This window comes from Motilimonas pumila (genome assembly GCF_003596335.1).
GTDB lineage: Bacteria > Pseudomonadota > Gammaproteobacteria > Enterobacterales > CBDFNC01 > Motilimonas > Motilimonas pumila.
This window is the reverse complement of sequence record NZ_QZCH01000001.1, coordinates 438523-452857: the sequence shown is the minus strand read 5'-3', so window position 1 is coordinate 452857 and position 14335 is coordinate 438523. Positions and strand designations below refer to the sequence as shown.

Sequence of the window (14335 nt, the reverse complement as noted above, 5' to 3'; positions counted from 1 at the left end):
AATCCGCGTCTTTATTTTTGCAGCTAAGTGAACACCATGAAATTTGTTGTTAAGTTCTTTCCCGAAATCCTCATGAAAAGCAAAAGTGTACGTAAACGCTTTTGCAAGATGCTGCAAAGTAATATTCGCAATGTGCTGCGCCGTCACGATGAAGAAGTGAAGGTGATACTCGAGTGGGATCACATCATAGTGAAGACCGCTAACGACTCTGAGAGAAACCGCCAGAAATTAATTGAACTGCTTGGCAGTACTTCCGGCGTGGCATTTTTTCTGGAAGTTCAGCAAACCGAATACGATGACCTGCACGACATTTACGAGCAAACTTTGCCGGTGGTGAAAGACCGTTTAATCGGAAAAACCTTCTGTGTGCGGGTTAAGCGTCGTGGCAAGCAAGAATTTACTTCTACGGAAGTTGAGCGTTATGTGGGTGGTGGCTTAAATCAACATACTGAAGCGACAGGGGTGAGCTTACGCAATCCTGACGTGACCATAAAACTCGAAATAGACGATCGTTATTTATACATAGTGAAGCATCATCACCAAGGTTTAGGTGGTTTCCCTATGGGCTCACAAGAAGCCGTATTGTCATTGATTTCTGGTGGCTTCGATTCTGGTGTATCCAGCTATTTAATGATCAAACGTGGTATTCGGGTTAACTATTGCTTCTTTAATTTAGGCGGCGCAGCCCACGAGATTGGCGTTCGCCAAGTGGCTTACCATTTATGGGATCGCTTTGGCTCTTCGCATAGAGTGAAGTTTCATGCTGTGCCGTTTGAGCCTATCGTGGCTGAAATTTTAGAAAAGGTCGACGATGGCCAAATGGGGGTCATCTTAAAACGCATGATGATGCGCACCGCCGCTAAATTGGCTGAGCGTTTAGACATTGACGCTTTGGTCACCGGTGAAGCGGTTGGTCAAGTTTCAAGCCAAACCTTGCGTAACTTGTCGGTCATTGATAAATCAACGGATGCGCTAATTTTACGTCCTTTAATTGCGATGGATAAGCAAGACATCATCAACACGGCGCGGGAAATTGGCACCCAGGAATACTCAGAAACGATTCCTGAATATTGCGGCGTGATTTCTAAAAAACCCACCGTGAAAGCGGTTATGTCTACCATTGAAGCCGAAGAAGCCAAATTCAATATGGACTTAATCGATGAGGTGGTACGCCAGACTGACGTGATAGATATTCGTGATATTGGTGATCAAACTCAGCAAGAAGTCACTGAAGTAGAAACTACAGCGCAGTTTGCTGACAACGAAGTGGTGTTAGACATTCGCTCGGATGACGAGCGGGAAGATAAACCGCTTGAGCTTGAAGGCGTTGAAGTGGCTGAAATGGCGTTTTTCAAACTGGCAACGCGTTTCGACACTTTAGATCAAAGCAAGACGTATCTGTTGTATTGTGATCGTGGCGTTATGAGTAAGCTGCAAGCCCTTTACTTACATGAAGCCGGTTTTGAAAATGTGAAGGTTTATCGCCCATAAAGGCTAGTAGTGATGATAACGGCTGTGTTTGTTTGAGTTAAGCGACAAGTTTAACATCAAAGCAAAGCAGCCGTTTTTTTGTGCCTAGAATGAGGTGGTTAAGCTTCTGAAGCGGTTACTAACATGGCGTCTGCTACTTGTTGGCGGCGCTCACTTCCGACTAACTGTTCCACTAAATGTAACGCAAACTCTAATGCGGTAGCCGGCCCTTGGCTAGTGATAAGCTTATGCTGAGCGTCAACGACGACTGAGTCTTGTTGCAGTTGAGCGGCCGGTAATTGGTCTTGGAAGCTTGGGTAGCCAGTGACTTTCGCAGCTAGAATTAAGTCATTTTTTGCCAAAACTTGCGCCGGCGCGGCGCAAATTGCTCCCAACCATTGTCGTTTAGCTTGTTGCTGCTTTAATAACGCCACTAAAGGTTGACACTGACCAAGGTTTGCTGCGCCAGGCATGCCGCCGGGTAATACGATAGCAGCGTATGCTTGAGTGCTGATTTCGCTGATGTGTTTGTCTGCTACTAAGTTCATGCCTCTGGCGCAACGAATGGTCAGTTGCGGAGCGACTTCACAACTAACCAACTCAACCTCCATGTCGGCTCGGCGTAGTACATTGACAATGGTAACGGTTTCAAGCTCTTCGGAGCCAGATGCAATGGCGACTAAGACGGTGGCTGACATAAGGTATGCTCCCGATGCTGTAATTCTTGATACAATGTTTGACAGGTTGATACTGTGATTTTTAGTGCCTTGGCTCGGGCGATCACATAACCAAGAATATAGTCGTTTTCAGTGGGGCGTTGGTAAAAAAAATCGCGATTCATTGAAGAATAATTGTTAGCCGTCGCATGAATGACCTGTTCAACTTTTGCTAATAAATCGTCGGTTTTTAACGCCACGCCGTCCGCATTAGCCACCGCACAGCACTCTTGGCAAATACGTTGCAATGATGGGCGATAATGCGCTTCAGCGAGTATACCATTGCGCACTTGTTGTAACGCTGTCAGTGGGTTGATAGCACAGTTAATGACCAGCTTAGTCCAAATAGCGTGACCAATATTTAAGCTCCAACGGCTGGCAGGCAGGGCATCATCAAGGGCTGTTACCACATCAGCTTGGTTGAGGGTTTGCGGTTGCTCAGCTGGTGTTAACTCGATTAAACTTTGAAGTTGGGAGTGGCCGATGAGGGTTTCACCTTGCCCTGTATGCCTCACGGCAAATGCACTTTCTAGTAATGCGCCGTGCGTCGTGCTAGCTTGCCAAATTCGGTGGTGGGGCAATAATGCTTGGCATGGTGCCAAGGTCCCCATGCCATTATGGAGTAGCACGACAATACTGTCAGGATGAATATTCGTTAGATGCTGCTTGATGGCGTCAGTAACCTGCCAAGCTTTGAGGCAAACCAAAATTACACTAGCTTGGCGCTGTAACTTGTCACTGGCAGAAACCTCGAACCTGTGTGTCTTGCCATCGAGATTGACAAGCGTGAGCGACGAGGTTGATTTGTTGGGTTTGAGTACCAGGTGGACCTGCTCCCCTTGCTGTTTGAGTTTAGCCGCAAATAAACAACCGATTGCGCCCGCGCCCAATATTTGCCACGTTATCTGAGCCATTGCCACTTCTTCATTAGCCATTTTTCGGTGATCCAGTAGAGCCCTGCTCCGAGTATAATCCCAACGCCGTCAGCGGCAATATCTGCAACGCTGGCAAAACGGTTTGGCAGTTGAGATTGTACCAGTTCGATGGTGATACCGTAGCCGAGTAAGCCCAAGTAAATGCGAGACGCCGGCACTGAAAATGCCAATAAGGCAATCAGCGTTAGGCTAGAAAAAGCGGCCAAGTGGTTGATTTTGTCAAAATGCTGAATATCCAAGCCAGGGGCTTTAGGGGTAAACGCTAACCAGCTGATGGCGGCAATCATAATACAAAAGAGGGGTTTGAGATAACGAGGCTGAAGCACGAATACCTTTCCTTTTGAATAAATCTGCAAGGCATCTTACCTTGAGATCTGCTACATTGATGCACTATTTTATGATACTGACTAACAGATAGGAATCTTTGATGCCTTCATTTGATATTGTTTCTGAAGTTGACGCGGTTGAACTAAAAAACGCGGTAGACAATGCTAACCGTGAATTAGACACTCGCTTTGACTTTCGCGGTGTAGAAGCCAGCTTCGAAAAGAAAGAGTTTAACGTTAAAGTGGCTGCGGAAAATGACTTCCAACTTAAGCAGATGCTCGACATGCTGCGTTTATGTCTTGCCAAACGCAACGTAGATGCCGCGTCAATGGAAGCTGGCGAACCTATCCACACGGGGAAAACTTGGCACTTAGACGCCACCTTTAAGCAAGGCATAGACAGCCTCACGGCTAAAAAAGTGGTAAAAACCATTAAAGAAAGCAAGATAAAAGTACAAGCGCAAATTCAAGGTGAGCAGGTACGCGTGACTGGTAAAAAACGAGACGACTTACAAGCAGTGATGCGCTTGGTAAAAGAAGCTGAACTAGGCCAGCCGTTTCAGTTTAATAACTTCCGCGATTAAGCTTACGTAAACCCTTTTTATCAATAGTAAGCCAGCATTTATCGGTTGATGACCTTCGAGTGTGATTACCATGAACAGCTTTATCTGCGTCAAGGTAAACACACTCGATAGCTGTGCGTAGTGACTGCCTAGCTTAGCTTGAAGCGGGAGAGCAATTGTTCTAGTTCATTCACTTTTTGTCCTAAGATCATGGTGCTGTCGGAGCCCTTAGACGCCAGTTTGAGCGATTGCTCTGATATGTCATGGATAACCGTAATGTCTGTGGCTATTTCTTTTGTCACGGCGGTTTGTTCTTCGGTGGCTGTGGCTATGGTGTGGATCATGTCTTTCACGTTTTGCACGCTCGTGACAATTTGCTCCAGTGCTTCACCCGCGCCAGAGCTTTGTGAGACGCCTACTTCTACCAGTTGCTTACTCTCAGTAGTGACACTCACCGCTTCTTGCGTGCCTGATTGAATGGCTTGAATAATACCGCCGACCTCGTTAGTCGCTTGAGTGGTGCGCTCAGCTAAGGCTCTCACCTCATCAGCCACTACGGCAAAGCCGCGACCAAGCTCGCCTGCTCGGGCTGCTTCAATCGCGGCATTAAGCGCAAGCAAATTGGTTTGTTCGGCAATATCTTCAATTACTTTAATTACACTGCCGATTTGATCACTGCGATCGCCAAGTTTGCCCATTTGCCCTGACATTTCTTCCATTTGTAACGAAACCTGCTGAATGCTTTTTACCATTTCGAGAATGATATTGCGCCCGCTTTGCGCTGAATCCCCCGAATCACTGGCGATGTCAGCAGTTGATACGCTTTGCTGCGCGACTTCGGCAATGGTTAAGCTGAGCTCTTCAGAGGCGGTGGCGATGAGATTGGCTTTGTTGGCTTGCTCTGAAGCGCCGTCGACTATTTCTTGGCTTACTTGTGATAAATCTCGGCTGACTGCCTGTACTTGCTCGCCGACCTGAGAAATAGATCCAATCAACTCTTTTAAGGATGACTGCATCGCATTGATGGAAGCGGCTAAGTTACTCAGTTCATCGCCACTATTATCGACAATTGCTGGGGCGGTGAGGTCGCCTTCCGCCACTTTTTGAGCCACCGCGTCTAAGACTAATAACCTTGACGTAATGGAGTTAGACAAAATGTAAGCTACCACGCTAGAGAAGATAAGGCCGACACAGGTGAGAATGATGGCGACGTTTTCCATCGTGCTAAAGGACTCCAGTAATGAGTCTAAAGCCTGGTCTGCTTCCGCTTTTTCCGACGCGCTTTGAGCGTCGAGTAATTTCTCTAGGGCACTTAAATGTTGGTCAGACAGCTCTCCTAAGGTCACAAAAAGTTGCGTTTTGTCCTCACTGTTAATCTTGGCAATAATTTTTTGCTCTACGTCTTGTTGAAATAAGTCAATGTAACGGGCAATGGCTTTCATGTTTTCGCGATCGGATTGCGTGGCACTCTCTAGGGGAATTAGTTTATCTAACGCATCTCGGTATTCTCCAAGATTGGCGTAGAAGTCTTGTTCGGCATTGTCGTAGCCAGCCACAATTTTAAGGGCATCGCGAAATACATCACCCGACTCATCAATTAAGGTTAAATAGAGCGTGACGCCGGGCACGTCATCGTTGCGAATTTCACTGGCGACCTTTTCGGCGGATACCAGTTGAGTATAAATAACGCCTGCAATCAGCAGCATTAAACTGATGACGCTGATAAAGGCTAGCGATATTTTTTGTTTTACGGTTAATTTCATCTTAAACCTCTTTGCACGGCTAACACTCATAGTTATTAACTGACGTTGCGGGTAGCGTTAATTTTAAAAGTGGGTATTTACTCACTTTTCGATTTTTGGGCCCTTAACCAAGCTTCTGCTTGTTCGGTCTGCCCAAGTTCAAAGCCTTTGATGGATAACCCCGGGATAACCATGCCTTCTAATTCACTGAGCACTTGGATCCATTTTTTATCCGTGAGCACTGCAATATCGTTGTAGTGGCCAATCAATTTAACTAGCTCCGGCATTCTACTTAGCTCCTCGCCCATGGCACCCAACGTTGGGATTTCAATATTATGAATGGTGTAGAGCATTTGCCCATAACGCACATCATGGGACTTTTCTATTAATTCACTAAGGGCTTGTTTCATTGTTTCGCTGTCAAATTTACCGCTGATTTCAATGTCAACACGGTGATTACCTTGTACTGCAATGGAATACATGTAGGGTCCTTTGTATAACGGGATAAAAATTAAGCGTTAATGATTAGTGTAGTGGTAAAAAAACCGGCTGTGAAAGTTTTAACAAGAGGGCTGAACTAAAGGAAAGTTAACGTTAAAAGTCGACGTGCATTCAGTGTTACTGAAACGAAAAAGGGCCAGCAAACAGGCTGGCCCTCGAAGGTAAAGGGGAACGAAGATGAGCTAAGTACTACACTTTGAACTTCGCCAGTAAGGTTTCGAGCTCTTGTACTTTACCTTCCAATTCTTGAATGTGATTAGCGCTACGTGACGCCAATTGCAGAGATTGCTCTGAGATGTCATTGATAACGGTAATATCGGTCGCAATTTCCCGAGTTACCGCCGTCTGTTCTTCTGTTGCAGTCGCAATACTGTGGATCATCTCTTGCACTTCGTGAGCACTGGTCACAATTTGCTCGAGAGCTGAGCCTGCTCCTGCGCTTTGAGACACGCCAATTTCAACTAATTGGCGACTTTCTGTGGTGACGTTGACGGCTTCACGTGTGCCAGTTTGAATGGCTTGGATAATACCACCTACTTCATTGGTCGCTTGTGTTGTGCGTTCTGCCAGCGCCCGTACTTCGTCAGCAACAACGGCAAAACCACGGCCTAATTCACCGGCGCGCGCGGCTTCAATCGCTGCGTTAAGGGCCAATAAATTTGTTTGCTCGGCGATATCTTCAATCACTTTAATCACGCTGCCAATTTCGTCACTGCGCTCGCCTAGGGTGTTCATTTGCCCTGACATTTGCTCCATTTGAGTAGATACCTGACCAATACTTTCAACCATTTCTACTATGATATCGCGGCCATTTTTAGCGGCAGTACCGGAGTCGCTGGCAAGATCTGACGTGGTAACACTTTGTTGAGCGACTTCAGCAATGGTAAGACTCAGTTCTTCAGACGCCGTGGCGATTAAGTTGGCTTTGTTGGCCTGTTCGGTTGCTCCTTCTACAATTTCATCGCCATTTTGTGCCAAATCGCGAGTGACTTGCTGTACTTGGTGGCCTACAGAGCTAATTGAGCCGACTAAATCTTGTAACGATGACTGCATTTGGTTGACCGATACTGCGAGGTTACTGAGCTCATCACCGGCATTGTCCTCGATGGGAGTGGATGTTAAATCGCCATGAGCAATTTGCTGCGCGGTTTGTTCAAGATTAGAGATGCGAGTGATCAATGATTTAGACAATAAGTACGCCACCACCAAAGACACGAGTGTACCTATAATGGTAAGCGTAATAACTTGGTTTTCCATTGAGGTAAAAGAGTTCGCAAGAGCCTGTAGTGAGGTTTCCGCTTCATGTTTTTCTTCTAAAGTCAGTTTGTCGAGTAATTCTTCTAGCGGCTCTAGGTGGTTTTTTTCAAGCTGAGCGAGTTTTTTCACGAGTACAGCCGTGTCGCTGCCTAAGTGGGGCACTATTTCGCGATCGACCCCGGCTACAAACTGCTCCATGTGGTTGTCAATTGCTTGCATGTTGTTGCGATTGCTTTGCGAATTACTTTCGATCACCTTGAGATCTGATAACGCTTGCGCAAAACCCGTCACATTACTGCGAAAGTCTGCCTCGGCGTTATCAAACTGATTCACCATTTTCAACGCGTCACGAAATACATCTCCGGCTTCATCAATTAGGATTAGATACAGGGTTAAGCCAGGTACGTCGTCGTTGCGCACTTCATCTTCTAGACTGTGTGCTTCGGTGAGTTGTAGCCAGAGCAAAACAGCTATGGTTACCATGATGGCAATAACGCTAGAGAATGATAGGGTTATCTTTTGCTTTACGGTCAGTTTCATTTGCAGCTCTCAAAAAGTGTTTGTTTTTATGTTGTATATTATGTCGTCAATAGCATGTTTTATTAATGCTTATTAAATCAACATATCGGCAAGAAACGCTGATCCTTGAGATAAATCCCGCTATTAGTTTTATTTATATAGGCTGATATAAAGCTATGAAATTTTTGGTTTTTACATTATCTATTTTGATATATAGCCCTCAGATTTTTGCCTCTCAGTGGCGCTTACAAGTCGATAATGACATTGTGTTAGGACAAGACGGCGGCTACACCAGTGGTTTAGCGATCAGTTGGCTTAGCGAGCAAATGCAGTTGGCGGATACGCCTAAAGCCGCGCAGTGGCAGTCTTACCTTTTGTTTCCTTTATCTGGCATCAAGGCGCAGTGGGGAGTGAGCCTGCAACAAGGCATGTGGACACCCAAAGACATTGCTTACAATATGCCACAACCCAGCGATAGGCCTTATGCTGGGGTATTAACTCTGAGTCATCATTTGGCTTTGTATCAAGCCGATACCGCTCAAAAAAGTTGGTTAAGCCTTGGGGTTATTGGGCCTTCATCTGGCACCGCGAGTTTACAGCGACACGTGCATAAGTGGACAGGATCTACCCCGCCAGAAGGTTGGCAATACCAAATCGAAGATGAGTTTGTTGTGCAATACGCCTATGAGGTCGATAAGTTGATATTCCGCAGTCCCAAACAAGCATTTGGCTGGGATTGGTCGACTTTTGTTTATGCTGATGTGGGAAATTTACGCAGCGAGTTAATGACAGGGCTGACTTTTCGCTATGGTCAACAACTTGACTTCAGCTTTGGGCTACTTAGCCATCGTGCTGGCCATTTAGGTTTTGTTAAAAAGTCAAAGCAAAGCAGCTGTTGGCAAGTGTATAGCCAGTTGCACCTTGGCTACCGCTTTAATGACTTGACCATAGACGGTGATTTACCCTATTCCTCAAACGTAGAGTTTGAGTCAGTTCGCCTTGGAGCAAAGGTTGGTGCATGGTGGCAATATTCAAACTGGCGCCTTGATGTCACCATGCACCTCGATCATCGTGATTTTCAGACTGATGAAGAAAAGTGGAACGGTTATGGCAGTCTTGGCATAGCTTGGCACTATTAAAGCTGTGTTAACGCGGGCCTGCATGCCAATAGACGGAAAGGGAAAAAAAACCAAGGCATAAGCCTTGGTTTTTGTCAGGTACAAAAGAAATGAGACTAGAGAGCGGCGATAACGGCTTGCTGCTCTTTTAGCTTGTCCAAGTTACTTTGTAGCTCGGCTTGTTTTGCGCGTTCTTTAGCGATCACCGCTTCAGGCGCTTTGCCTACAAACTTTTCATTACTCAGTTTGCCGGTGACTTTGGCCAATTCTCTTTCAACTTTTTCCGCTTGTTTACTCAAGCGTGCCAGTTCAGCTTCTTTATCCACTAAGCCAGCCATTGGAATTAAAATCTCCATGTCACCTACTAGATTGGTCACACTGGCTGGCGCAGCTTCATCTTTTGCAAGTACCTTAACCGACTCTAATTTAGCTAAAGAGTTTAAGAAGGCTTGATTATCGTTGAAGCGACGTTGGTCAAGCTCAGAAGCATTTTTCAATAATGCATCAAGTGGTTTGTTAGGGCTGATATCCATTTCACCGCGAATATTACGCACGGCCAAGATAACTTGTTTGACCCACTCCAAGTCAGCAATGGCGTCTGCGTCAAGCTTGCTTTCATCACACTCAGGGAAGCTCTCTAGCATGATGGTTTCACCGGTTTTACCCGCCAATGGTTTAACACGTTGCCAAATTTCTTCGGTGATGTAAGGCAGCATAGGGTGAGCCAAACGCAGTAGCGTTTCTAACACGTCTACCAAGGTTTGACGGGTACCACGTTGCTGCGCTTCAGTGCCTTTAAACAGAACCGGCTTAGTTAATTCTAAGTACCAAGAACAAAACTCATTCCAGGTGAAGTCGTACAAGGTATTCGCCGCAAGGTCGAAACGGAAGTTATCGATGTGCTCGCGGTAGGTTTTGATGGTTTGTTGCAATTGGCCTTGGATCCAACGATCCGCCAGGCTGTATTGCGCTTCACCTGCAAGCTCAAATTCTTCTGTGTGCATAAACACATAGTTACTGGCATTCCATAACTTGTTACAGAAGTTACGGTAACCTTCAAGGCGCTTCATGTCCCAGTTGATATCACGGCCAGTAGAAGCCAGCGCCGCTAAAGTAAAGCGCAATGCATCGGTACCGTGAGATTCAATGCCTTCAGGGAAGGCCTTACGGGTATTTTTCTCAATTTTGGCGGCCAGTTGTGGCTGCATCATGTTGCCGCAGCGCTTTTCAACCAAAGACTCTAGGTCAATGCCGTCAATCATGTCTAATGGATCAAGCACGTTACCTTTCGATTTCGACATCTTATCGCCGTTTTCATCACGGATAAGGCCGGTAACGTAAACGGTTTTAAACGGTACTTGCGCTTTGCCATTTTCGTCTTTATTAAAGTGCATGGTCATCATGATCATGCGGGCTACCCAGAAGAATATAATGTCAAAGCCAGTCACGAGCACGTCGGTTGGGTGGAAGGTTTTAAGGGCTTCGGTATCTTCAGGCCAACCAAGTGTGGAGAAGGTCCATAATGCAGATGAGAACCAAGTATCTAGCACGTCTTCATCTTGGCGCAGTTTGACGTCTTCGCCTAAGCCGTTCGCTTGGCGAACTTCAGATTCACTGCGGCCTACGTAGACTTTACCTGTCTCATCGTACCAAGCAGGGATGCGGTGGCCCCACCAAAGCTGGCGAGAAATACACCAGTCTTGCACATCACGCATCCACGAAAAATACATGTTTTCGTATTGCTTAGGGACAAATTGAATATCGCCATTTTCAACCGCTTCTAACGCGGGCTCAGCAAGGACGTCAGCACGAACATACCATTGGTCAGTAAGCATTGGCTCAATCACAACGCCACCGCGATCGCCATAAGGCACGGTTAGGTCGTGATCTTTGATTTCATCCAATAGACCCAGCTCATCAAGTTGTGCGACTACGGCTTTACGGGCGGCAAAACGTTCTAAGCCTTGCAGCTCTGCCGGCAACTCAGTGCCGTAGGCATCAGAAGCTTCGCCTTTAGTGTCAAACACCTCTGCGCTGTCACGAATGTCACCGTTAAACGTAAGAATGTTGATCATTGGCAGCTGGTGGCGTTTACCGACTTCATAGTCGTTAAAGTCGTGAGCTGGGGTGATTTTTACACAACCTGTGCCTTTTTCCATGTCGGCGTGTTCATCACCAACAATAGGAATGCGGCGGCCAACTATTGGCAAGTCTATAAACTTACCGATAAGGTCTTGATAGCGGGGGTCTTCAGGGTTAACCGCTACGCCGGTATCACCTAGCATGGTTTCAGGGCGAGTGGTGGCAACAATGATGTAATCTTTGCCATCTGTTGTTTTTACGCCGTCCGCTAAGGGGTAGCGGAAATGCCACATGTGGCCTTTTTTGTCTTTGTTTTCAACTTCGAGGTCAGAAATGGCGGTATGCAGCTTGGGATCCCAGTTAACCAGGCGTTTACCGCGATAAAGCAGGTCTTCTTCAAACAGTTTTACGAATACTTCTTGCACCGCGGCAGACATGCCTGGGTCCATAGTAAAACGTTCTCGATCCCAATCTACCGATGCGCCTAGGCGGCGAAGCTGTTTGGTAATCGTACCGCCAGACTCCGCTTTCCAATCCCAAATTTTATCAATAAAAGCCTCACGGCCGTAATCGTGTTTGGTTTTGTTCTCTTCTGCGGCAATTTTACGCTCAACTACCATTTGAGTCGCAATACCGGCGTGGTCAGTACCCACTTGCCACAAAGTGTTTTTACCGCACATGCGTTGGTAGCGAACTAAAGTGTCCATGATGGTATCTTGAAACGCGTGACCCATGTGCAAGCTGCCGGTGACATTCGGCGGCGGGATCATGATGCAGTAGCTGTCTTTGGTGGTGTCACCATGGGGTTTAAAGTAACCTTTTTCTTCCCAGTGTTGGTAACTCTTTTGCTCAATTGATTGAGGGTTATACGTCTTTTCCATATCTAATTAGCTTTCTGCGTTGTCTGATATTGGCGGTATGCCAATATTCGGTTGGTCCACACCATTGTCATGGCACTGTAATTCTTCAAGTAAGTGATAACTTACTTGGTCACTGGCGTCGCATCACTCGATGGCCCCAGTGGCTTGGTTGCCAAGTTGATACCTTGTTGGCGGTATGCTTGGTACCTAAGCCTTGCTGCCGCTTTGAGATCTTCAGCACAAGGCACAAAGTCGACCACTTGGGCAAACTCTGTTGCAAATTCTGGCGCTATTTTACGCAAGTTTATAAGCACTTGTCGCCTTTGTTTTGGTTTTTGCCAGCCAATTTCTACCGGAGCGCCGTATTTTGGGCCTTCACCGCTTAAATTATGAGGAATAAAGCTGTCGCCATCAAACTGCCAAAGGTATTCATCAATGGCAAACGCTTGGGTTTGATCGTCGGTTGCGATAAAGACTTTCTGGCCTTGTTGATAGTGATAAGCGGCCAATTGGCAAGCAACAGCAAAATGAGCCGCAAGGGGGGCTTGCGGCTCATCTTCTTGGCTGAGAATATAAAATAGCCCTTGGCGCATTTATTCTTCCAGGTTAATGCCGCTTTTGTTAATCAAAAACTGCGTGAGCATAGGCACTGGGCGCCCCGTTGAGCCTTTGTTTTTACCGCCACTGCGCCAGGCTGTTCCGGCAATGTCTAGATGAGCCCAGTGATATTTTTTGGTAAAGCGCGACAAAAAGCATGCCGCGGTGATCGTTCCTGCTGACTTTCCGCCAATGTTAGCCATATCCGCAAATGGGCTTTCTAGCTGTTCTTGGTATTCATCTGACATAGGTAAACGCCACGCGCGATCGCCTGCTTGCTCTGAAGCATTCAATAGTTCGTGAGCAAGCGGGTTATGAGTACTGAGTAAACCCGTAGTGTGGTGACCAAGGGCAACAATGCAAGCCCCCGTTAGGGTCGCTACATCAATCACCAGGTCTGGCTCAAAGCGTTCAACATAGGTAAGCGCGTCGCATAATACCAAGCGGCCTTCGGCGTCGGTGTTTAGTACTTCCACCGTTTGCCCTGACATGGTTGTCAGTACGTCGCCGGGTCGATAAGCGTTAGCATCGGGCATATTTTCTGCGGCAGCAATCACACCAATAACATGTAAGGGTAAGTTAAGTTCGGCTAATGCCCGCATAGTGCCAAATACCGAGGCTGCGCCGCCCATGTCGTATTTCATTTCATCCATGCCAGCGCCGGGTTTAAGAGAAATACCACCGGAGTCAAAGGTTAAGCCTTTACCCACAAGCACGATAGGCTTGCCTTCGGTATTTGGGGCGTTGTTATACTCTATGATGGACATCTTAGACTCGTTGATTGAGCCTCGGCCAACGGCCAAGTAAGAATTCATGCCGAGCTCTGCCATTTCTTGCTCACCAATCACCTTAGTCGTGATGGTGTCGTATTTGTCGGCTAATTGCCTAGCTTGGCTGGCCAGGTAATCTGGGTTACAGATATTTGGCGGCAAGTTGCCAAGGTCTTTACACTTTTTCACCCCTTTGGCGATAGCCAGACCATGATTGATAGCGTTTTCACTGAGGGTGAGCTCTTTGCGCGTCGGCACGTTAAAAACCAACTTGCGCAATGGTCTGCGGGTTTCTCCCGGATTGCTCTTGAGCTGGTTAAAAGTGTATAAACTGTCATCGGCAGCTTCAACCGCTTGACGCACTTTCCAATAGGTGTCGCGACCTTTAACGTGAAGCTCGGTTAAAAAGCATACCGCTTCCATTGAACCCGTTTCATTCAGGGTACTAATGGTTTTATGAATAATTTGTTTATATTGACGTTCATCGAGTTCGCGCTCTTTGCCACAGCCAACTAATAGAACACGTTCACTTAATACGTTTGGCACATGATGTAAAAGCAGCACTTGGCCGGCTTTTCCTTCTAAATCGCCGCGGCGAAGCAGGGCGCTCAGGTAACCGTCGCTGATTTTGTCCAGTTGTTCCGCTACAGGAGAAAGACGCCTTGGTTCAAATACGCCAACCACAATACATGCACTGCGCTGTTTTTCTGGGCTGCCACTTTTTACACTAAACTCCATGGTCTCTCCTTCATTCTGAGGGCAAAAGCTGTTATTTTTTCTCTATAATTATGGCGCAATACACCACGCCAGCTTTAGTTTTATAAAATGCTAAGTGTTAAAAACAATAAGTTTACCTAAAATAATGGTTAGCGCCACCTA

At 46.6% G+C, this 14335-nt stretch carries 12 protein-coding genes; 3 read left to right on the top strand and 9 right to left on the bottom strand.

Features of this window, described 5'->3' with window-relative positions:
* Nucleotides 1-36 precede the first annotated feature (36 nt).
* Nucleotides 37-1491, top strand: a complete 1455-nt coding sequence (thiI, locus tag D1Z90_RS02055) for a tRNA uracil 4-sulfurtransferase ThiI (RefSeq protein ID WP_119909061.1) — start codon at nucleotides 37-39, stop codon at nucleotides 1489-1491.
* A 98-nt stretch (nucleotides 1492-1589) separates the two neighbouring features.
* Here the strand turns inward: thiI and D1Z90_RS02050 are convergent, their stop codons facing one another.
* The 3 genes from D1Z90_RS02050 to D1Z90_RS02040 are packed head-to-tail and all read right to left on the bottom strand — an operon-like array spanning nucleotide 1590 to nucleotide 3447.
* Nucleotides 1590-2168 carry a DJ-1 family glyoxalase III gene (locus tag D1Z90_RS02050; protein ID WP_119909060.1) on the bottom strand — a complete coding sequence of 193 codons (579 nt, stop codon included), beginning with the start codon at nucleotides 2166-2168 and terminating at the stop codon, nucleotides 1590-1592.
* The gene (locus D1Z90_RS02045; RefSeq protein ID WP_158587030.1) at nucleotides 2150-3100 is read right to left on the bottom strand and encodes a ketopantoate reductase family protein; all 951 of its coding nucleotides are present in this window, start codon (nucleotides 3098-3100) and stop codon (nucleotides 2150-2152) included. The genes D1Z90_RS02050 and D1Z90_RS02045 overlap by 19 nt, the downstream gene beginning before the upstream one ends.
* A complete protein-coding gene (locus D1Z90_RS02040) occupies nucleotides 3088-3447 on the bottom strand; it encodes a VanZ family protein (protein ID WP_147378721.1) in 360 nt (119 codons plus the stop codon). The genes D1Z90_RS02045 and D1Z90_RS02040 overlap by 13 nt, the downstream gene beginning before the upstream one ends.
* A gap of 101 nt (nucleotides 3448-3548) precedes the next feature.
* Here D1Z90_RS02040 and D1Z90_RS02035 point away from each other — a divergent pair, with 101 nt between their 5' ends.
* Nucleotides 3549-4031, top strand: coding sequence for a YajQ family cyclic di-GMP-binding protein (locus tag D1Z90_RS02035; RefSeq protein ID WP_119909058.1), 483 nt, complete (start codon nucleotides 3549-3551; stop codon nucleotides 4029-4031).
* Nucleotides 4032-4159: 128 nt separating this feature from the next.
* Here the strand turns inward: D1Z90_RS02035 and D1Z90_RS02030 are convergent, their stop codons facing one another.
* From D1Z90_RS02030 to D1Z90_RS02020, 3 genes are all read right to left on the bottom strand, one after another.
* Complete coding sequence (locus D1Z90_RS02030; RefSeq protein ID WP_119909057.1) at nucleotides 4160-5773, bottom strand: methyl-accepting chemotaxis protein; 1614 nt, start codon at nucleotides 5771-5773, stop codon at nucleotides 4160-4162.
* 77 nt (nucleotides 5774-5850) lie between these two features.
* Nucleotides 5851-6234 carry a SpoIIAA family protein gene (locus tag D1Z90_RS02025; RefSeq protein WP_119909056.1) on the bottom strand — a complete coding sequence of 128 codons (384 nt, stop codon included), beginning with the start codon at nucleotides 6232-6234 and terminating at the stop codon, nucleotides 5851-5853.
* Between the two features lie 208 nt (nucleotides 6235-6442).
* Complete coding sequence (locus D1Z90_RS02020; protein WP_119909055.1) at nucleotides 6443-8050, bottom strand: methyl-accepting chemotaxis protein; 1608 nt, start codon at nucleotides 8048-8050, stop codon at nucleotides 6443-6445.
* Between the two features lie 155 nt (nucleotides 8051-8205).
* On the opposite strand from D1Z90_RS02020, the gene D1Z90_RS02015 reads away from it, so the two are divergent.
* Entirely contained in the window at nucleotides 8206-9168 is a 963-nt protein-coding gene (locus D1Z90_RS02015) for a lipid A deacylase LpxR family protein (protein WP_119909054.1), read from the top strand.
* A gap of 95 nt (nucleotides 9169-9263) precedes the next feature.
* Here D1Z90_RS02015 and D1Z90_RS02010 read toward each other — a convergent pair whose 3' ends face one another.
* The 3 genes from D1Z90_RS02010 to pepA all read right to left on the bottom strand — a co-directional run bounded on the left by D1Z90_RS02010 (nucleotide 9264) and on the right by pepA (nucleotide 14194).
* Nucleotides 9264-12110: a valine--tRNA ligase gene (locus tag D1Z90_RS02010; protein WP_119909053.1), complete on the bottom strand. Its 2847-nt coding sequence runs from the start codon at nucleotides 12108-12110 to the stop codon at nucleotides 9264-9266.
* Nucleotides 12111-12211: 101 nt separating this feature from the next.
* Entirely contained in the window at nucleotides 12212-12682 is a 471-nt protein-coding gene (locus tag D1Z90_RS02005; protein ID WP_119909052.1) for a DNA polymerase III subunit chi, read from the bottom strand.
* Nucleotides 12683-14194 (bottom strand): leucyl aminopeptidase, encoded by a 1512-nt coding sequence (gene pepA / locus D1Z90_RS02000; RefSeq protein WP_119909051.1) that lies wholly within the window; start codon nucleotides 14192-14194, stop codon nucleotides 12683-12685.
* Nucleotides 14195-14335 lie beyond the last annotated feature (141 nt).